Annotated in this window: 20 protein-coding genes and 1 pseudogene; 15 read left to right on the top strand and 6 right to left on the bottom strand. The window is 64.4% G+C overall.

What is annotated here, in order from left to right; genetic code table 11:
* The 11 genes from WDS16_RS17210 to WDS16_RS17160 all read left to right on the top strand — a co-directional run bounded on the left by WDS16_RS17210 (position 1) and on the right by WDS16_RS17160 (position 10,358).
* Entirely contained in the window at positions 1–1,134 is a 1,134-nt protein-coding gene (locus tag WDS16_RS17210; RefSeq protein WP_338886421.1) for an 8-amino-7-oxononanoate synthase, read from the top strand.
* The gene (gene bioD, locus WDS16_RS17205) at positions 1,131–1,835 is read left to right on the top strand and encodes a dethiobiotin synthase (protein ID WP_338886420.1); all 705 of its coding nucleotides are present in this window, start codon (positions 1,131–1,133) and stop codon (positions 1,833–1,835) included. The genes WDS16_RS17210 and bioD overlap by 4 nt, the downstream gene beginning before the upstream one ends.
* A 32-nt stretch (positions 1,836–1,867) precedes the next feature.
* Entirely contained in the window at positions 1,868–2,356 is a 489-nt protein-coding gene (locus WDS16_RS17200; RefSeq protein WP_338886419.1) for a hypothetical protein, read from the top strand.
* 164 nt (positions 2,357–2,520) lie between these two features.
* A complete protein-coding gene (locus WDS16_RS17195) occupies positions 2,521–2,994 on the top strand; it encodes a DUF1707 domain-containing protein (RefSeq protein WP_338886418.1) in 474 nt (157 codons plus the stop codon).
* Between the two features lie 51 nt (positions 2,995–3,045).
* Positions 3,046–4,368, top strand: a complete 1,323-nt coding sequence (hemL, locus tag WDS16_RS17190) for a glutamate-1-semialdehyde 2,1-aminomutase (RefSeq protein WP_338886417.1) — start codon at positions 3,046–3,048, stop codon at positions 4,366–4,368.
* 2 nt (positions 4,369–4,370) lie between these two features.
* Entirely contained in the window at positions 4,371–5,033 is a 663-nt protein-coding gene (locus tag WDS16_RS17185) for a histidine phosphatase family protein (RefSeq protein ID WP_422395839.1), read from the top strand.
* Between the two features lie 7 nt (positions 5,034–5,040).
* Positions 5,041–5,643 (top strand): TlpA disulfide reductase family protein, encoded by a 603-nt coding sequence (locus tag WDS16_RS17180; RefSeq protein ID WP_338886415.1) that lies wholly within the window; start codon positions 5,041–5,043, stop codon positions 5,641–5,643.
* Positions 5,640–6,461, top strand: a complete 822-nt coding sequence (locus WDS16_RS17175; RefSeq protein WP_338886414.1) for a cytochrome c biogenesis CcdA family protein — start codon at positions 5,640–5,642, stop codon at positions 6,459–6,461. The genes WDS16_RS17180 and WDS16_RS17175 overlap by 4 nt, the downstream gene beginning before the upstream one ends.
* An 8-nt stretch (positions 6,462–6,469) precedes the next feature.
* Entirely contained in the window at positions 6,470–8,095 is a 1,626-nt protein-coding gene (resB, locus tag WDS16_RS17170; protein WP_338886413.1) for a cytochrome c biogenesis protein ResB, read from the top strand.
* A 3-nt stretch (positions 8,096–8,098) separates the two neighbouring features.
* Entirely contained in the window at positions 8,099–9,067 is a 969-nt protein-coding gene (ccsB, locus tag WDS16_RS17165) for a c-type cytochrome biogenesis protein CcsB (protein WP_338886412.1), read from the top strand.
* A 58-nt stretch (positions 9,068–9,125) separates the two neighbouring features.
* Positions 9,126–10,358, top strand: coding sequence for a MinD/ParA family ATP-binding protein (locus tag WDS16_RS17160; RefSeq protein WP_422395681.1), 1,233 nt, complete (start codon positions 9,126–9,128; stop codon positions 10,356–10,358).
* A gap of 29 nt (positions 10,359–10,387) precedes the next feature.
* Here WDS16_RS17160 and WDS16_RS17155 read toward each other — a convergent pair whose 3' ends face one another.
* A complete protein-coding gene (locus WDS16_RS17155) occupies positions 10,388–10,588 on the bottom strand; it encodes a hypothetical protein (protein ID WP_338886411.1) in 201 nt (66 codons plus the stop codon).
* Between the two features lie 122 nt (positions 10,589–10,710).
* Positions 10,711–10,923, bottom strand: coding sequence for a BldC family transcriptional regulator (locus WDS16_RS17150; protein ID WP_068380265.1), 213 nt, complete (start codon positions 10,921–10,923; stop codon positions 10,711–10,713).
* A gap of 302 nt (positions 10,924–11,225) precedes the next feature.
* Here WDS16_RS17150 and WDS16_RS17145 point away from each other — a divergent pair, with 302 nt between their 5' ends.
* Both WDS16_RS17145 and WDS16_RS17140 read left to right on the top strand, forming a co-directional pair.
* Positions 11,226–11,546, top strand: a complete 321-nt coding sequence (locus WDS16_RS17145; protein ID WP_338886410.1) for a DUF4229 domain-containing protein — start codon at positions 11,226–11,228, stop codon at positions 11,544–11,546.
* A complete protein-coding gene (locus WDS16_RS17140; protein WP_338886409.1) occupies positions 11,546–12,634 on the top strand; it encodes a PLP-dependent cysteine synthase family protein in 1,089 nt (362 codons plus the stop codon). Before WDS16_RS17145 ends, WDS16_RS17140 begins: the two co-directional genes overlap by 1 nt.
* Positions 12,635–12,676: 42 nt before the next feature.
* On the opposite strand, the gene WDS16_RS17135 is transcribed toward WDS16_RS17140, so the two are convergent.
* A complete protein-coding gene (locus WDS16_RS17135) occupies positions 12,677–12,994 on the bottom strand; it encodes a hypothetical protein (RefSeq protein ID WP_338886408.1) in 318 nt (105 codons plus the stop codon).
* A gap of 59 nt (positions 12,995–13,053) precedes the next feature.
* A complete protein-coding gene (locus tag WDS16_RS17130) occupies positions 13,054–14,793 on the bottom strand; it encodes an HNH endonuclease signature motif containing protein (RefSeq protein ID WP_338886407.1) in 1,740 nt (579 codons plus the stop codon).
* A 68-nt stretch (positions 14,794–14,861) separates the two neighbouring features.
* Here WDS16_RS17130 and WDS16_RS17125 point away from each other — a divergent pair, with 68 nt between their 5' ends.
* A complete protein-coding gene (locus tag WDS16_RS17125) occupies positions 14,862–15,341 on the top strand; it encodes a hypothetical protein (RefSeq protein WP_338886406.1) in 480 nt (159 codons plus the stop codon).
* A gap of 2 nt (positions 15,342–15,343) precedes the next feature.
* Positions 15,344–16,224: pseudogene (locus tag WDS16_RS28240) on the top strand (IS110 family transposase).
* A 374-nt stretch (positions 16,225–16,598) separates the two neighbouring features.
* Here WDS16_RS28240 and WDS16_RS17100 read toward each other — a convergent pair.
* The gene (locus WDS16_RS17100; RefSeq protein ID WP_338886405.1) at positions 16,599–17,357 is read right to left on the bottom strand and encodes a lysophospholipid acyltransferase family protein; all 759 of its coding nucleotides are present in this window, start codon (positions 17,355–17,357) and stop codon (positions 16,599–16,601) included.
* Positions 17,358–17,367: 10 nt separating this feature from the next.
* Positions 17,368–18,051 carry a TetR/AcrR family transcriptional regulator gene (locus WDS16_RS17095; protein ID WP_338886404.1) on the bottom strand — a complete coding sequence of 228 codons (684 nt, stop codon included), beginning with the start codon at positions 18,049–18,051 and terminating at the stop codon, positions 17,368–17,370.
* Positions 18,052–18,380 lie beyond the last annotated feature (329 nt).

Below are 18,380 nucleotides of genomic sequence, written 5' to 3'. Positions count from 1 at the left end.
GTGGCGACACTCGACTGGTTGACCGATGCGGCGACTCTGCGACTCGAGCGCGGCGTGCACCGAGACCTGCGCCCCCGCACGTGTGCACAGCCGGGGGTGATCGATCTCGCCTCCAACGACTACCTCGGACTGTGTCGCCACCCCGACGTCGTGGACGCTGCGTGCGCCGCGGTGCGCGATTGGGGTGCAGGCTCAACGGGTTCACGCCTGGTGAGCGGTACCACCGTCCTGCACGAGCAGCTCGACTCCGAGTTGGCCGCCTTCGTCGGAGCCGAGTCGGCTCTGGTTTTCTCCTCGGGGTACACCGCGAATCTCGGTGTTGTGGCAGCACTGTCCGGGCGGGGAACGCTGATCCTGTCCGATTCGGCGTCGCACGCATCTCTCGTCGATGCGTGCCGACTGTCGCGGGCACGCATCGAGGTGTACGACCGACGAAACCTGGCCGCGGTGGAGCTGGCGCTTCGCACGCGAACCGAAGACCGAGCACTCGTCGTCACCGATTCGGTCTTCAGTGCCGACGGGGATCTCGCGCCGCTCCGCGAGCTGCATGCGCTGTGTCGACGTCACTCGGCTGTTCTCCTCGTCGACGAAGCGCACGGGATCGGTGTCCGGGGCGACGGGGGCCGCGGGCTCGTCCACGAACTGGGCCTGCAGGGACTACCCGATGTGATCGTCACCGCGACACTGTCGAAGTCGCTGGCATCGCAGGGGGGAGTCGTCCTCGGCCCTGCCGCAGTGCGGGCGCATCTGATCGACGTCGCACGACCCTTCATCTTCGACACGGGCCTCGCCCCAGCCGCAGTCGGCGCTGCCCGTGCCGCGCTGGCGGTGCTCGCTCGTGAGCCCGAACGAGCCGCTGCGGTGCGTGTGCGCGCCGCTCAGTTGGCCGAGATCGTGGGCGCGGACGTACCCGAATCTGCTGTCGTCTCGGTAATTCTGGGAGATCCCGAGCGTGCTTACGATGCAGCACGCGAGGCATATTCACGAGGGGTGCACGTCGGATGCTTCCGGCCGCCGTCGGTACCGGAAGGCACGTCACGGCTACGGCTCACTGCGCGGGCGAACCTGACCGAGAACGAGCTGGACGTGATCGGGTCCGTTCTCGGTTCGGTCCTCGACGGTGCTCGGGTATGACGGTTCTGGTCGTGACCGGCACATCGACCGGCGTCGGGAAGACGATCGCGACGGCAGCGCTCGCTGTGACCGCGATGAACCTCGGTGCATCCGTCTCCGTCGTCAAGCCGGCTCAGACCGGCGTCGAGCCTGGCGAACCCGGTGACCTAGCCGAGGTTCGACGCCTGGCGGGCGTGGAGCGAACGGTTGAGTCGGCTCGCTACCGGGACCCGCTGGCCCCGGATGTCGCGGCACGCCTGGCGTCCGCGCCTCTCCTCGAACTCGGATCCGTGCTCACCGATATCCGATCACTCGATACCGACGTCGTTCTCGTGGAGGGTGCAGGCGGGCTTCTCGTGCGCCTCGGCGCGGACGGGTTCACTCTCCTCGACGTAGCGGCGGAGCTCGGTGCACAGGTCGTGGTGGTGTGCAGCGCCGAACTGGGGACGCTGAACCACACGGCGCTGACGGTCGGTGCCCTGAGCAATGCCGGGGTGTTCTGTGCCGGGCTGATCGTCGGGGCGTGGCCGTCAGAACCCGACCTGGCCGCGCGGACCAACCTCGTCGAACTTCCCGACGTCACCGGCCGACCGGTCCTCGGATGCATCCCCGCCTCGGTCGGGACCATGAGCAGGCAATCGTTCCGGTCGGCGGCCGATGGTTGGTTCGAGGCGACGGCGGTGGCAGACGTTCTGGGGTTTGCCTCGACCTCTGACGGGTAACCGATTATCTCGTCCGATAATTGGGGTAGGTAATGAATACAGCAGTGTGGATCGTCATAGCCGTCGTCGTCGTTCTGCTCATCGTGGCCATTGCGCTCGCGCTGACGCGTAAGCAGCAAGCGGCCAAACGAGTAGAGGCCGAGCGAATTCGCGAGAAGGCCGCAGAGCGGACAACCGAGGTCGACGAGCGTCAAGCTCTCGCCGACGAGAGCGCCGCCAAAGCCCGACGCGCGCAGGCCGATGCCGAGGCCAAGGCCGCCGAGGCTCGCAGGCTCAATCTGCAGGCCGAGACGCATCTGGGCGATGCTGCCACCTCGCGCGATGAGCTCGACGCCGAATACGAGCGGGCCAACAAGATCGATCCCGACGTCAAGCGCAACGCGCAGCCAGATGCAGCAGTCAAGCGCAACGCGCAGCCGGGTGCAGTAGGCGAGGCATCCGTGGAGGGCACACATGACGCCCGCCACGCACAGGTGAACCCTGCTGACACCGAACGTGACGCGGAGCGCCGCCGCCCGTAGCTCGACCCGAGACGTCCGTCGGCATCAGGCCCCTTCTGAACGAGGCCTGATGTCGGCGGCTTTCTTGTTTTCCGGAGGGTTGTCCGAAACCAAAGAGCTGAAGATGTCGGAGATAGGCGATAACCTGACAATTCGGATACCGATCGGTACGTCAGGAGTGCGAGATGAGTTCCGATATGGAGAAGCTGCGCGTCGGAACCGCCGAGCGTGAGGCGACAGCGAAGCTGCTCGGAACAGCGATGGCCGACGGCAGGCTGACACTTGCCGAGTACGAGGAGCGGCTCGACGCAGTGTGGCTGTCGGCAACGAGGGGTGAGTTGGCTCGGGTAACCGACGATTTGCCCGTATCCCCCAAATTCTCGGCCTCCGAAGATCCCGAATCGAAGTTCCTCGCGAAGTCCAAGGACGCCGCACAGTGGCGTGAGTACTTCGATGAGTGGCGTTGGTGGTTCGGTGGCGCCATCATCATGACGGGAATCTGGGGGTTTCAGTCCATCTCCGAAGGCGAACTGACCGGATACTGGCCGATGTGGCCGCTCGGTATCTGGGCGGTTGTTCTGGTCGCGATGATCGTCATGCCGGAGGACGAGGACGAGGACGACGAAGACAAGAAGGACAAGAAGCGCAAGAAGGGCTGATTATTACGCCCTGTAGTTGGCGAGATCGGCAAACCTGGGACACTGGGGTTCGTGACTGTATCCACCGGCAACGACGCCCCGATTTCGGCCCAGCTTTTCGAGCGCGCGAGCGCGGTCATTCCAGGCGGGGTGAACTCGCCGGTGCGCGCTTTCCACTCGGTCGGCGGTACGCCGCGCTTCATCACCGAGGCCAGCGGCTACACAATGATCGACGCCGACGGCAACAGCTACGTCGACCTGATCTCGTCGTGGGGCCCGATGATCCACGGACACGCGCATCCGGTCGTCGTGGAGGCGGTGCAGAAGGCAGCATCGACCGGGCTGTCGTTCGGCGCCCCGACCGAGCGTGAGATCGCGCTAGCCGAGGAGATCGTCCGTCGAGTAGGTCCCGTCGAGCAGGTTCGCCTTGTGAATTCGGGCACAGAGGCGACGATGAGCGCCGTACGGCTTGCGCGCGGTTTCACCGGTCGCACCAAGATCGTCAAGTTCTCCGGCTGCTATCACGGCCACGTCGACGCGCTGCTCGCCGACGCGGGATCCGGTCTCGCCACCCTCGGACTGCCCACATCTCCGGGAGTCACGGGCGCGCAGGCGTCGGACACGATCGTCGTTCCTTACAACGACCTCGCCGCAGTCACTGCAGCATTCGCGGCGAATCCGGGCGAGATCGCCTGCATCATCACCGAGGCTGCGGCCGGGAACATGGGCGCGATCCCGCCCGTCCCCGGATTCAACGAGGGGCTCCGACGCCAGGCCACCGACAACGGTGCGCTGCTCATTATGGACGAGGTGATGACGGGCTTCCGTGTCAGCGCCGCAGGGTGGTACGGCATCGACGGCGTTGCCGGCGATCTTTATACGTTCGGCAAGGTCATGTCGGGCGGGTTGCCCGCAGCCGCGTTCGGTGGACGCGCCGACATCATGGCCTACCTGGCACCGGCCGGACCCGTCTACCAGGCGGGAACGTTGTCGGGTAACCCCGTCGCAGTCGCAGCGGGGCTCGCGAGCCTGCAGCTTGCGGACGCGACCGTCTACGAGAAGCTGCAGAAGAACTCCGAGCGTCTCGGCGGACTGCTGGGCGATGCGCTGACCGAGGCCGGAGTTCGTCATCACGTGCAGTTCGCAGGCACTATGGTGAGCGTGTTCTTCTCCGACGGACCCGTCACCGATTATGCGGGCGCCAAAGCGGCCGAGACGTGGCGCTACCCGGCGTTCTTCCATGGCCTGCTCTCACGTGGTGTGTACCCGCCGCCTAGCGCGTTCGAGGCGTGGTTCGTGTCTGCGGCTCTCGACGACCGTGCTTTCGAGATCATCGCCGACGCACTTCCCGACGCCGCTCGTGCAGCGGCCCGAGCAGAAGCAGGAATCAAGTGAGCATCCCCGACTCCAGCGATCTCCACCCGCATCAGGCAACGCGGACGATCGTCCATGTACTGCGGCACGGTGAGGTGCACAACCCGAAGGGCATCCTGTACGGACGCCTGCCGGGCTTTCGTCTCTCGGTGACCGGGCAAGCGCAGGCCACTGCCGTCGCGAATGCTCTTGCCGGACACGACATCACGCATGTCGTCGCGTCGCCTCTTCAACGAGCGCAGGAAACGGCAGGTCCGATCGCGAAAGCTCACGGCCTTCAGATCGCCGAGGACGAGAACCTCATCGAGGCCGGCAACGAGTTCGAGGGTCTGCGGGTGGCGGTCGGCGACGGTGCGCTCCGTCGTCCGCGTCACTGGTGGAAGCTGCGCGACCCGTTCACCCCGTCGTGGGGCGAGCCCTACCTGCAGATCGCGCACCGAATGCTGGCCGCGGTGAATGCCGCGCGCGTCGCAGCCGTCGGACACGAGGCCGTGTGCGTCAGCCACCAGCTGCCCGTGTGGACGCTGCGTCGGTTCCTCCAAGGCGAGCGGCTCTGGCACGATCCGCGGCACCGTCAGTGCGGCCTGGCGTCGTTGACCTCGCTGGTCTACGAGGGTGACACCCTCGTAGACATCGTCTACTCCGAACCCGCCGGCGCCAGCGACCCCCGAGTGACCGGGGCCTGATACTCCGATGCGCAAGTTTCTTCTGTCCGCAGCAGCTGCACTGTCGGCGCTCACGCTCGTCTCCGGATGCGCGACCGGCACCGATGCAGTGGCAACCGGCGGAACGTTCGATTTCGTCTCACCGGGTGGCCAGACCGAAATCTTCTACGACCCGCCGTCAGAGCGCGGCACCCTCGGAGAGTTGTCCGGACCGGACTTGATGGAAGAGGGCAAGACCACCTCGCTGTCCGACTACGAGGACAAGGCGGTGGTGTTGAACGTCTGGGGTCAGTGGTGCGGGCCGTGTCGCGGCGAGGCCGACGATCTGGAAGAGGTCTTCGTCAACACCAAGGATCTCGGCGTCCAGTTCCTCGGTATCAACGTGCGCGACGCTGCCCAGGACAAAGCGCAGGACTTCGTCGTCGACAACAAGGTGACGTACCCGTCGATCTACGACCCGCCCATGCGCACGCTCACCGCGCTCGGCGGCATCCCCACGTCGGTCGTCCCGACGACCATCGTTCTCGACAAGCAACACCGCGTCGCAGCGGTGTTCCTGCGTGAACTCCTGACCGAGGACCTGCAACCCGTCGTCGAACGGATAGCGGGCGAGGAGCCCGATCAGCAGTGAGTCACCAGTTTTACGCGGCCGGTATAGGCGAGACGTTCCAGACGACGGCTGCGACGGGTCCACTGATTCTCGCGTTCGGTGTCTGCATCCTCGCCGGGCTCGTGTCGTTCGCGTCCCCGTGTGTCGTCCCGCTCGTTCCCGGCTATCTGTCGTACCTGGCGGGTGTCGTCGGCGCCGACGCTCCGGCGGTGACAGCGTCCGAAGCTGCGACGACGAAGGTCCGGGCATCGACCAGGTTGCGGGTCGCGGGTGCAGCCGGACTGTTCGTCCTGGGCTTCACCGTAGTGTTCGTACTGGCCACTGCGACCGTGTTCGGTGCGATTTCGGCACTGTCGGTCAACCGTGAACTGCTGATGCGCATCGGCGGAGTCATCACCATCGCAATGGGATTGGTGTTCATCGGACTCGTTCCGGCGCTGCAGCGTGACGTTCGGTTCGAGCCTCGACGGGTCAGCAGTCTGCTCGGTGCGCCGCTGCTCGGCGGGGTGTTCGCGCTCGGATGGACACCCTGTCTCGGCCCGACGCTCGCCAGCGTCATCTCGCTCGCGGCGGGTACCGAGGGCGCTACGGCGGCCCGCGGTGTCGCGCTGATCATCGCGTACTGCCTCGGCCTCGGTCTGCCATTCGTGATTCTCGCGTTCGGTTCGGTGAGCGCCCTACGCGGAGTCGGTTGGCTTCGCACCCATGCACGACAGATACAGGTGTTCGGCGGAATCATGTTGATAGCAGTAGGAATTGCACTCGTCACAGGTGCGTGGGACGTGTTCGTGAGCTGGGTCCGCGACGCATTCGTATCCGATGTGGTGCTCCCGATATGAGCGGCGATATGACGGATCTCGATACCCGCCCGCCGTCGAACCCTCCTCGGCAGTCGGCCGTCGGGCGCGCGGTTGCGTTGGTGCGCAACACGTGGCGGTCGCTCACGAGTATGCGGACCGCGTTGGTGCTGCTGTTCCTCCTCGCGTTCGCAGCGATTCCCGGGGCGTTGGTTCCGCAGCGGAGCCTCAATGCCGGCAAGGTCGACGAATACATCGCGGCCAGGCCGACTCTCGGACCGCTGATGGACAAGCTCGAGCTGTTCGACGTCTTCTCCAGTTTCTGGTTCACCGCCATCTATGCGCTCCTGTTCGTCTCGCTCATCGGCTGCATCGTGCCGAGGTGTATCGAGCATGCGAAGGCGCTGCGCACCAAACCCGTACCGACGCCTCGCAATCTCGCGAGGCTGCCGCACCACCGTGAGTACACCGTCGACGCCACGGCCGAGGAGACCGCAGCCAAGGTGAAGTCACAGCTGCGTGGCTGGAGGGTGGCAGTGCGTGGTTCGGGTGAGGAAGTGACGCTCTCGGCGGAGAAGGGATACTTCCGCGAGTTCGGCAACCTCGTCTTCCATCTCTCGCTCGTCGGACTGCTCGCCGCGATCGCGCTGGGCAAGCTTTACGGGTACGAGGGCAACGTCATCGTCATCGCGAACGACGGACCCGGCATCTGCAGTACTACGCCGGCCATCTACGACGGATTTCGCGCCGGCTATCGAGTCGACGGTACCGATCTGGAACCGCTGTGTATCCGTGTGAAGGACTTCAAGGCCGACTACCTCGATAACGGCCAGGCCGAGATGTTCACCTCGAACATCGAATATCAGGCCGAGGACGATCTGGCGAACAACGTCTGGCGTGAGGACGTACTTCAGGTCAATCACCCACTGCGCGTGGCAGGGGACAGGGTCTACCTGCAGGGGCACGGGTACGCGCCGACCTTCACCGTCACGTTCCCGAACGGCGAGACCCGCACCGAGACCGTCCAGTGGCAGCCGACCGACGCCACCACCTTCCTGTCCAGTGGGGTGCTACGGATCGACCCGCCCGGTGGTCTCTACCCGGAGGCGACGGAACGTAGACAGAACCAGATCGCGATCGAAGGACTGTTCGCGCCGACGGCGTTCTTCCATGGCAACCTGCTGTCGTCGAGCTACCCGGCGATGACCGATCCAGCCGTCGCGATCGATATCTATCGCGGAGACACCGGTCTCGACACCGGGTACCCGCAGTCGTTGTTCTCCTTGAATCAGGAGATGATCAACCAGGGCAGACTCGTCAAACAGGACCGTGTGAACCTGATGCCGGGGGAGAGTTCGACGCTCTCCGACGGCACCGAGGTCCGATTCGACGGTGCCGAGGAGTTCGTCAACCTGCAGGTCTCGCACGACCCGGCTCAGACGTGGGTGCTGGTGTTCGCGTTGACGATGATGGGTGGACTGCTGGTGTCCCTGGTGATCAAACGTCGTCGAGTGTGGGTCCGACTGCGCACCGATTCGGACACACGACGTACTGTAGTAGAACTCGGTGGCCTCGCTCGGACCGATCAGGCGGGCTGGGGCGAAGAATTCGACCGACTCTGCGAACGACTGATCGGCGATGTGAAGACAGTGGACACGAAAGATCAGGAGAACTGACCGATGCCGATCAACGAGACTCTCTCGCAGTACAGCGACTGGTCGTTCGAATCCGCGTTCACAATCTACGTGCTCGCATTCGTCCTGCTCATTGCGCAGTACGCATCGGCGAAGGCTACGGCGGTACAGGCCAAGGAGCTTGTCGGCAGCGGTGCGCCCGTCTTGGACAAGAACGTTCCTGGACGTCTTGTGGAGACCCCCAAACGACCGCTGTCGGAGCGGTTGTCGGGGATGGGTTTTGCGTTGCTGATCCTCGCTCTCGTGTTGCACGTGGCCTCGGTGGTACTCCGAGGGTTCGCCACGCACCGGTTCCCGCTCGGCAACATGTACGAGTTCGTCACCATGGCAACGGCGGCCGCCACGCTGACCTCGATCGTCCTGCTGCGCAAGCGCTCGATGCGCCCGATGTTGGTGTTCGTTCTTGCTCCCATCATCGTGCTGATGTTCCTCGCGGCAACCAAGCTCTACGCCGACGCTGCGCCCGTCGTGCCCGCGCTGCGCTCGTACTGGCTGCCGATCCACGTCACCATCGTCAGCGTCGGCAGCGGCATCCTGCTGGTCTCCGGCGTCGCCAGCCTGCTGTTCCTGCTGCGGATCAAGCAGCCCGCCGGTGAGGAGAGCCGAGGCTTCTGGGGTCGGTTCGCATCCAAGCTTCCCGACGCCCAGGCGCTCGACCGTCTCGCATACAAGACGACGATCATCGCGTTTCCGTTGTTCGGTGCGGGTGTCATTCTCGGTGCGATCTGGGCCGAGGCTGCGTGGGGTCGTTTCTGGGGATGGGATCCCAAGGAGACGATGTCGTTCATCACCTGGATCATCTACGCGGCCTACCTGCACGCTCGGGCTACGTCGGGATGGCGCAACACCCGTGCGGCCTGGATCAACATCGGCGGCTTCACCGCAATGCTGTTCAACTTGTTCATCATCAACATGGTCGTTTCCGGCTTGCACTCCTACGCAGGACTCAACTGACGCTGGTAACGTCCGCGTCGTCCGGCTGGGGAGTCCGGAACGACAGGGGGAATCGGTCGTGGCCGAATGGCAGATGAGCTCGTGGCAAGCGGTGAGTCCGGCCGAGCCCGGGGAGGACGGCGAGGAGTTGGCTTCGGCCCCTACGCCGGAGCCTGCTACCGCTACACCAGGGTTTCGCTCGACCCCCGTTCCGATGCCTCCCGAAGCGGCCGGGCCTAACTCGCGGCCCCTGGAACCTGAGCCCGGGCTGCAGGGCACGTTGCCGCCGGTGGCATCGGCATCCGCTCTCGATCTCACCAACGCGTTGCTCGTCAAGCACGTTGCACCGCCCCCGGCTTTCGGATGGCGGCGGTGGCTTCATACGATGACCGGCCGGCGTGTGAATCTTGGGAACAGTGCGCGTGACGAGCAGTTGGTGCGGCTGACTCGACAGGTGGACCGGCATCTCGTCGGCTGCTACCGCGTGTCGGTGCTCAGCCTCAAGGGCGGTGTCGGAAAGACGACGACGACGGCAACGCTCGGCTCTACGTTCGCGCGGATCCGAGGGGACCGCGTGATAGCAGTCGATGCAAATCCGGACCGCGGCACCCTGAGTCAGAAGGTGCCGCTGGAGACACCGGCGACTGTGCGGAACATGCTGCGCGACATCGACGATCTGAAGCGCTACAGCGACGTTCGGGCGTATACATCGCAGAATGCCTTCAGGCTCGAAGTGTTGGCATCGGACACGGATCCGGCGGTCTCCGAGGCGTTCAGTGGCCAGGACTACGACAGGGCCGTCGAGTTGCTGGAGAAGTTCTACAGCATCGTGCTGACAGATTGCGGGACCGGGTTGATGCACTCGGCGATGAGCAGCATCCTCGAAGGCTCCGATGCGTTGGTCGTTGTCAGCTCCAGTGCGGTCGACGGTGCCCGCAGCGCATCGGCAACATTGGACTGGCTCGATGCCCACGGGCACAGCGACTTGGTTCGATCGTCGGTTGCCGTCCTCAATGCCGTGCCGCCGGGAGCGCGGAAAGTCGATCTTGCCAAGGTGGTCGAGCACTTCGATCAGCGATGCCGTCAGGTGGTCTTGATCCCGTTCGACCCCCACCTCGAGGAGGGCGCGGAGATCGATATGAACAGATTGAAACGGCGGACCCGTGTTGCGCTGTTGGAACTCGCGGCAGCTGTCGCGTCGGGATTCCCCAGTAACCGACCCGAGGACGTAGTGCGCGCCAGTGATCTACGCAGCCCACGCCCCGGCACGGACACCAAGAGCATTCTCGGACGAGAACAGCCCGCCACATGAGACGGGCTGTTCTCTCTTTCTCGACACCTTTACTCGGCTGAATCCTGCTTGCCGGTTTCCCGTCCCTCGGTTCCCGAGCGACGGGCGTCTCGATTCATCCGCCACAGGAATTCAGGATCGTCGTCCGGGCCCTTGATCGGTCCGGCCGGTGCCTGCACGGTCGGACCGAAAGCCTTCCAGAACAGCACGATCACTACCACCAAACCGATCAACGCCAAAAGATAGATCACGACGCACCTCCTCACCCCAGGGTAGTCGCGTCAGGGTGCGGAGTGCACCCCAATGCGGTTTGCAAGTTCCTGAGAATTCGGTATGCGGTTTTGTGGTTTTCCTGCAGGTCGAGAGTTACTTGCTAGCGGTGTGCGGCCTCGGTCGTCAACGACGAGAGAAGCTGCATGACCTCAGCTTCGCGAAACCTGCGATGGCCACCTGGTGTGCGCAGCGAGCCGAGACGGCCGGCGTGCGCCCATCGGGTCACCGTCTTCGGATCGACATGAAAGAGCGCCGCTACCTGCCCGGGTGTGAGCAGTGAATCCTGAGCCTTGTGCAGTGTTGGTGCGCTCATCTTGGTCGTGTCCTCCTGCATGCTGTGTCCGGGCGGGCGGCGGCCCTTCCCTGTGCATCCGCGACCCTGGTCAGGTCGAGGAATCTGGTGCCGTTGCGCCGGACAGTGGATGGAGCAAATTCGTGTTCGAGCACCATGGTGGCACTCGAACCCCTAGGTACTCGACTGATCTAAAGTTGGTAAAGGGGAGGTAATGGACAAAACGGATAAGTCAGGCCGCCCGAAACGGGCGAATTTTGCTTGACGACCTGGGTTGCCGAGGCCGCTACAGCGGGCCCTTCCCGCGCGGTAACCTGGGGTTCGTGAAAGAACGCAACACGCCGCCCGTGCCCACCGCGACCAAGGGGCAGCTGTTCCGGGACGTTGCCCTCTACAGCGGCGCCCGACTGTTGCTCGTGGTCGTCATCGCTGCCGTCATCGTCGGAGTTGGCCTGCTGGTCGGAGTCGAGATTCCGGTTCTGGTCGCGGCCGTCTTCGCGGTACTGATCTCGTTGCCGCTGTCGCTCGTGTTGTTCAAATCGCTGCGGATCCGCGTCAACGAGTCGATCGCAGGTGTCGACGAGGGGCGTCGTCAGGCGCGGGCAGACCTGCAGGCGAAGCTGCGCGGCGAGGACGGCCGGTAGTGACCTCGATCGTCGATCATTCCGCCTCTCGCGTATGGGTCGACAATGCGGTCCGGCTCATCGACGCCGACGCTCAGCGGTCGGCCGACACGCATCTCCTGCGTTATCCGCTGCCATCGGCATGGAACGTCCAGCTCTATCTCAAGGACGAATCGACCCACATCACCGGCAGTCTCAAACATCGGCTTGCCAGATCGCTGTTCCTCTACGCAATCTGCAATGGCTGGGTCACCGAGAACACCACCGTCATCGAGGCTTCCTCCGGTTCGACCGCCGTCAGTGAGGCCTACTTCGCCGGACTGCTCGGCCTCCGCTTCGTCGCCGTCATGCCGCGCAGTACCAGTCCGACCAAGATCGAGCTGATCGAATCTCATGGCGGCAGCTGCCATTTCGTCGACGATCCGGCCGCGATGTATACCGAGGCCCATCGACTCGCGGCCGAACCCGACTGCCACTACATGGACCAGTTCACCCATGCGGAGCGGGCGACGGACTGGCGCGGCAACAACAACATCGCGGAGTCGATCTTCCATCAGCTCACGAAGGAAGAGTCGCCGATTCCAACCTGGGTCGTCGTCGGCGCAGGCACCGGGGGTACCAGCGCAACGATCGGTCGCTACATCCGATACCGCCGTCACGCAACGAGATTGGCAGTGGTCGATCCGGAGAACTCGGCGTTCATCGGTGGTTACGAGACCGGCCGCGCTGACTTCTCGACTGGAAAGCCCTCTCGCATCGAGGGAATCGGGAGGCCCATCGTCGAGCCGTCGTTCGTCGGACAGGTGATCGATCGCATGATTGCTGTGCCTGACGCCGCATCGGTCGCTGCCGCCCGGCACGCTTCCGATGTTCTCGGTCGACGTGTCGGTGGGTCGACCGGTACCAACATCTGGGGCGCGTTCGGTCTGATAGCCGAGATGATAGCTGCGGGGCAGAGCGGCAGCGTTGTGACGCTGTTGTGCGACGGAGGCGAGCGCTACGCGGGGACGTACTTCAACGACGAGTGGGTTGCTGATCAGGGCATGGATCTCGTCGGGCCCGCAGAGAAGCTGCGGGAGTTCACCCGGTCAGGGGAGTTCGCGGTCTGAGTGGTGTGCCGGTCCTGGGCCCGGGTTTGTGGCCTGGGTTCGTCAGGAGCGGCTGAGTACGAGTGACGCTGCTGCTGTGGCGCCGGCAGCGACACTGACCGCAGGCCAGGCCCCGATCTTCTTCGACAAGGGGTGCGATGCGCCGAAGCCGACGAGGTAGGTGCCGAGTAGTGCGCCCGCGACCTTCGGGCCGGAGGATGCGTTCCACGACGCCGTGCATGCGATACCGACCGCAGCAAGCACCGCGCCACCCAGTTGGCGATTCTTGGTCCTCTGCGCAACGGCGAACCCGCCCAGCAGCCCTCCCGCCGCGAGGGTCGAGGTTGCAAGTGCGGTGCTGTTGATCTTGTTCGAAGCCATGCTCTACAGCCTAGTTTCCTCTCCTCGGGTGGGGGTGTGCTGGTCTTCGCTGTGCTCGGCTAGAAGGGTGGGGGTTCGTTTCGTTCGCGGAGTTGTTCGCGGAGTTTTTGGATGTGTTTGTGTTGTCGGAACTGTCGGCGGATGATGCGGATTCGGGTGCGGGCGGTGTCGGTGTGGGCGGTGTTGAGGTCGGTGCGGGTGGGTGGGGTGGTGTGTGGGGGCATGTTGGTTTCCCACCAGGTGTCGGTGGTGAGGTCGGTGGTGGTGTCGGGGTCGGGGATGGTGTTTTTTCGGGCTCGTTTTCGGGTGCGGGGTGGTGTGGGGCAGCCGAGGTTGGGGAGGGTGATCGTGCGGAGGCCGGCGGGGCTGGTCCAGAGGATCGCGCCGCCGGTGAGCATGGCGGTGGTGAAGGTTTTGGCGGTTTTGAGTTGGTGGTGTCCGGTGCAGACGGGGTGGAGGTTTTCTTCGATGCTCCAGCCGCCGTGTCGGGGGTTGGTGTGGTTGTAGGGGACGATGTGGTCGAGTTGGCAGCGGGTGGAGGGGATGTCGCAGCCGGGGTGGGTGCAGGTGCTGTAGGTCATGCGGATGCGGGCGGCGAGTTCGGAGCTGGGTCGGTAGGTCAGTGCTCCTGGGGGTGGTGTTGTGTGTGCGCCGTGTCCGTCGGGGTGTAGTCCGGCGGCGAGTTCCGGGTTGTCGGTGATCGCGGTCAGGAGTGCGGTGATCAAGTGTGCGCGTGCGTAGTGCTCTCCGGGGGTCCTGGCGGTGCCGGCGGCTCTGCCGGTGCGGTGGCCGCGGTGGTGTTGTTTGGTGGTGGTGGGTCGGTACGCCGGGACGGTGGCGGCGGGTCTGATGCGGCCGCGGAAGAGTAGTCGCCATACTCGGGCGCCGCGGCTGGTCGGCCCGGCTGCAGCTTCCGGGTCGGGCCCGCTCGCCGTATCGGGTTCGGGTTTCTCGGGTGGCGGTGCTGTGGTGGTGTTGTTCGCGGAGTTCGTCTTTCGGGCCGGACCGGTGCCCGACCCGCTCCCCGTGTGGGGGCCACCGTCGTCAGGATCACCGTCGTCCGGGGCGCCGTCACCGTCCGGGCCACCGCCACCCTGCGGGCCATCGTCGTCCGGGCCGCCACCGTCATCGTCTGGACCACCGCCACCCCGCGGGCCGCCACTGTCGTCGTCCGGATCTTCGTCGTCCGGTTCACCGTTGTCCGGTTCATCGTTGTCGTCTGGCTCGTCGCTGTCGGTGTCGGTGCCCGGTGTTGTATTCGCATCCCCGGGCGACTGTGTTCGGCGGGCGTTGTGGAAGGCCTCGGATTGGGTCAGCTCGACCAGTAGGGCTTGCCATTTTCCGTCTTCGGCGAGCATCCGCGCCAACTCCGGATCCAGTGGTGTTCCGTCGGCGAGGACTGCGGGAGTCTGGCTCAACCCGAGCAACGTTTCGACTTCGATCAGGATCTGGATCAGATGTCCGCGGCGGCCGTCGGGGAGATCAGCGACCCCGTACTGCGGACACTGGTCACCGCGATCGCAGCGGCACTGCAGAGCGTGCTCGCCGTGCAGCAACGCCAGCAGTGCATCGACGCGTAATTCCCGTGCCGACCGCGGGTCCTGAGCGCAGACCGATCCGATCAGTTCTTCGATCAACGCTTCCGCTTCGGCGCCTTCGACGTCGGTCATGGTGACCTTGAGCTGTGAAGATCCGTCTCCTTCCTGGGTCATCGACAGTCTGCGTTGCCCTCTCACCGATGCCGAGCGCACCCTGGAGGCTTCTTGTGGGTCGTAGTCCATCCACATCTGCCACAGCATCAGCCGCAGGATCCGCGGACCGACCGACCGTCTCGGCGAGCGCGAGGGCCTCGAATTCGAGGGCGTCGATGGTGTCATTGCAGGCTTTGCCGAGTACCGATGCGATCGCGGTCACTCGTGCCCAGTCGAGGACTCCGCAGACCATCCGTAGCGCTGTCAGTGGCAGCCTGTTCAGGGTCAATCCGACATCGACGAGTGGACGCGCGACGCGTTGGGAGACCCCGAGTGCTGCCGCTACTTCGCAGACCACCGACCGCATCACCGTCAACGGATCGCCGTCGCTGGTGTCGGCGTCGGCGAATCGGATTTCGGCGATCTCGCACACTGTTTCCACCATCTGTGCGCGGGAACGGTTCTCCCTCGATCGGCAGCGGGCAGCGAACACCGACAATCCGGCTACACAGGCATCACTGGCCGCCGCATCCACCGACGGATTTATCGCGGTGTTGTGGCTGGTGGAGATACCCGCCGTATTCCCTGTCTCGAACATACGTTCGAGGATATCGGACCCCACCGACACGAACTGGGCAGCGAAAATTCCGCATTGAATATGTCCGGAGTTGGCGCGCGGCCGGGATCGCTGCGGCCCGGACGGAACGCACGTCTACTCGAGTGTTGCCGCCGGAGCAGAGGGCGTCGGATCCTCGGCCGCGACCTGCCGCAGGACGAAACGATGCTCCGCGCATTGTTCTCCGCGCTTGCGGCACAGGGGTCGGTGCTGGTGGTGGTCGATCAGCTCCACAACATCGGGGCACTGTCGATGGCGGTGGCCCGCGACAAGGGCATCGATGTCGCGTACCTGCTGGGCCTGCAGATGCGGTGGATTGCCGCGCTGTATCCAGGGCAGGCGAAACCGATGCGCGCGATGCGTTCATCATTGCCGACGCCGCCCGCGCGCTGCCCGACACATTGTTGCCGGTCACCCAGGACGACGACATCGTCGAACGTCTGCGGATGCTAGTCGGGTTCGATGCGGACCTGGCGACCGAGAAGAACCGCGTCTCGAGCCGTATCCGGTCAGTGCTTCTCTCGGTGCATCCCGCCCTCGAACGGGCCATCGGCAAACACCTGTACCGACCCGTCGCCCTGACACTGCTGGCGGAATTCGGCGGGCCGGTCGGCTTCGCAGCAGCAACTCCAGCGGCACTGCGACGCGTCGCGAAGCGGTCGGCACCGAGTATCGGGGACCAGATTGCGGAATCGATCATCGCTGCCCTGGCCGAGCAGACCGTGATCGTGCCGGGGGGCGGAGAAGTCGAACTTCGTACTGAAAACCCTTGTGCGGCAGCTGAGCGAGGTATGTCGTGCCTACGCCGAACCCGAGGAGCAATTCGAGTCCGAACTGACCAAACGCCAGGCCGGGCCGATCCTGACCTCGATGCCGGGCGTAGCACCCCGCACCCACCGCTCGGGAACCTCGATGTGAGGTGAGCATCGACAGCGCGGAGGAAACGCCAGACTCGAACGTGCACTGTATCTTTCGGCGTTCGCCTCGCTTCGCGAACCAGCGTCTCGTGAGTACTATGACCGGAAACGCGCAGAGGGTAAAGACCATCGGTCGGCTCTGATCTGCCTCGCTCGACGCCGCTTCAACGTGCTGTAGGCGATGTTGAGGACAGGGTCCGTGTATGAGGGCCGCGAATGTCGAGCAGTTGCTGCGTAGCTTCCTGGCGTACCCCTGTGAGAACCATAGGCAACAAGTCGGTTCTTGTTCCGGTTGCGCTGACTACGTGCCTGCATGGGTCTTTTCGCAATGGACACCGCTGTAATCGACACCGTCTCTGCAACGTCGAGCCGGTCTCGGCTCAACCGATCACGGGCCGACGGTTCTTGGTCAGGGAGTCGAGTTCGAGTTGCATTGCCTTGTGCACCCGCTCAGCGAAATTCTGCGCCGATTCGTCCGGTCGGGGGCGCATAGGTGGGAGTACCGATGTGTCGAGCTTGGTGGGCAGCGGGAGGTACGGGAGTAATCCGACCAGGCCGAGGTTGATTCCCCAGGGCAGCGACACGGACAGGGGAAGGGCTTTGAGGCGCAGCGCTTTGTCGAGTCGGAGTGCTGCGGCGAGGCGGTTGCCGCTACTGAGGACCAGCAGTGATTCGCCCGCGCCGGCAGTGACGACGGGGACTATCGGTACACCGGCCTCGAGTGCCAGGCGTGCGTATCCGGTGCGGCCGCAGAAGAGGATCTCGTTGCGCTGTTTCCATGATTTGAGTGCGTCGAGGTCGCCGCCGGGGAACACCAGGACGTTGTGCCCTTCCTCGAATGCGTCCAGCGCGGATTGTGTGTCTGCAGGTCTGGCTCCGAATGGTTCGACGAGTTTGTCTGCGTGCAGGGTCCAGGCGATCTGGTGAGTCAGTGTGATCACTTCTCTATCCAGGCCGATCTTGTCGTATGCAGCAGCGAACGCGACGACGTTCAGATCGATGATTCCGCCGAAGCCGTGGTTGGCGACGAACAGAACGGGCTCATCGGGGATAGGTTCTGAGACAGACACTTCATGCCGGTTGTAGAACCGCACGGCGTTGATTCCTACGGCGCGCAGCGCCCGCGCGATGTTGTCCACCCCACGCACCCTATTCCGAGAAACCACGCGAGACAGCACGTTCGATGTCACCACCGAGAATCGTGGCCACTGCAGCAGTTACCGACACGGTCGGGTCGAGCAGCGGTGCCGTTTCGAGACAGGCGGCGATGACATGAATGAGCATTTCGACCATCGCGTCGACCGAGAAGGCGGTGTCGTCGAGCCATCGGGCGGTGGTCTCGTCGATGGCCGCGACTGCAGCCCGACCGGCAAGAGCGACCGCAGCATTGTGAGGGTCCAGTCCGAGCAGCGTCGCACCGGCGATGAGGGCGCCGGTGCGTGCGTCCTCGAACACTTGCCAGGCTTCCGGATCGGCACCGCGCCCGCCCAGGATCATCCGTAGCGCCAACCCGCGGTGGGTGCGGAGGTGGGTCAGATGGGCCGCAAGTGCTGCGCGGATCTGGACGTCGGGTGCGCCGTCGGGGAGGTTCGCGAACGATTGGGAGAGCCCGTCGGCGGTGGCCCGCATGGCTTCGAGGTAGATGCCTCGCTTGTTTCCGAAGTAGTGGAACAGTAGGCCGTGTGCCACGTCGGCGGCCTCGACGATGTCTGTGACGCCGACTTTGTCGTAGGGGTTGTCGGCGAACAGGTCGACAGCGGTGTCGATCAGTCGCTGTCTGGTTTCCGCCGCTTGCGCGGCGCGGGCCTGCTTTCTCGAAGTCGTTTCCGGCACAATAGATCTCATTTCATGGCTCGCAGGCGATGTCGTCGCAGGCTGCGTCGAGTTCAGGTCATCGCTGCGGTGGTCGTCGTGCTAACCGTACGTCGATCACGTGTGCGGGGTGTGGATTCCGAGTGTCGTGGGCTAGACCGTCCTCGAGTGTGGTCACGATCGCCACCGGGCCGGTCACCCGCGCCATCGCGTCGCGAAACAGATCAGGATTCATGCGGTGAGGTCTTCTCCTCGAGGTAGGCGAATGTGGACAGCTACTACGCCAGAGAGCATCCGTTGCTTCAGGTGACCAGCGGTAGGCCGTGCTGATGAGCGAAATCGATGCACTC

The sequence above is a fragment of the Rhodococcus sovatensis genome (assembly GCF_037327425.1).
Classification (GTDB): domain Bacteria; phylum Actinomycetota; class Actinomycetes; order Mycobacteriales; family Mycobacteriaceae; genus Rhodococcoides; species Rhodococcoides sovatense.
Note: the sequence above shows the minus strand (reverse complement) of the source record. Positions and strands in the feature narration are given on the sequence as shown.

Excerpts from the sequence above, each read along its gene's own strand:
- bioD (WP_338886420.1), top strand. The coding sequence starts at position 1,131 with ATGACGGTTCTGGTCGTGACCGGCACATCGACCGGCGTCGGGAAGACG.
- WDS16_RS17200 (WP_338886419.1), top strand. The coding sequence starts at position 1,868 with ATGAATACAGCAGTGTGGATCGTCATAGCCGTCGTCGTCGTTCTGCTC.
- WDS16_RS17195 (WP_338886418.1), top strand. The coding sequence starts at position 2,521 with ATGAGTTCCGATATGGAGAAGCTGCGCGTCGGAACCGCCGAGCGTGAG.
- WDS16_RS17180 (WP_338886415.1), top strand. The coding sequence starts at position 5,041 with ATGCGCAAGTTTCTTCTGTCCGCAGCAGCTGCACTGTCGGCGCTCACG.
- resB (WP_338886413.1), top strand. The coding sequence starts at position 6,470 with ATGACGGATCTCGATACCCGCCCGCCGTCGAACCCTCCTCGGCAGTCG.
- ccsB (WP_338886412.1), top strand. The coding sequence starts at position 8,099 with ATGCCGATCAACGAGACTCTCTCGCAGTACAGCGACTGGTCGTTCGAA.
- WDS16_RS17150 (WP_068380265.1), bottom strand. The coding sequence starts at position 10,923 with ATGAGCGCACCAACACTGCACAAGGCTCAGGATTCACTGCTCACACCC.
- WDS16_RS17135 (WP_338886408.1), bottom strand. The coding sequence starts at position 12,994 with ATGGCTTCGAACAAGATCAACAGCACCGCACTTGCAACCTCGACCCTC.
- WDS16_RS17130 (WP_338886407.1), bottom strand. The coding sequence starts at position 14,793 with ATGCTGTGGCAGATGTGGATGGACTACGACCCACAAGAAGCCTCCAGG.
- WDS16_RS17125 (WP_338886406.1), top strand. The coding sequence starts at position 14,862 with ATGGTGTCATTGCAGGCTTTGCCGAGTACCGATGCGATCGCGGTCACT.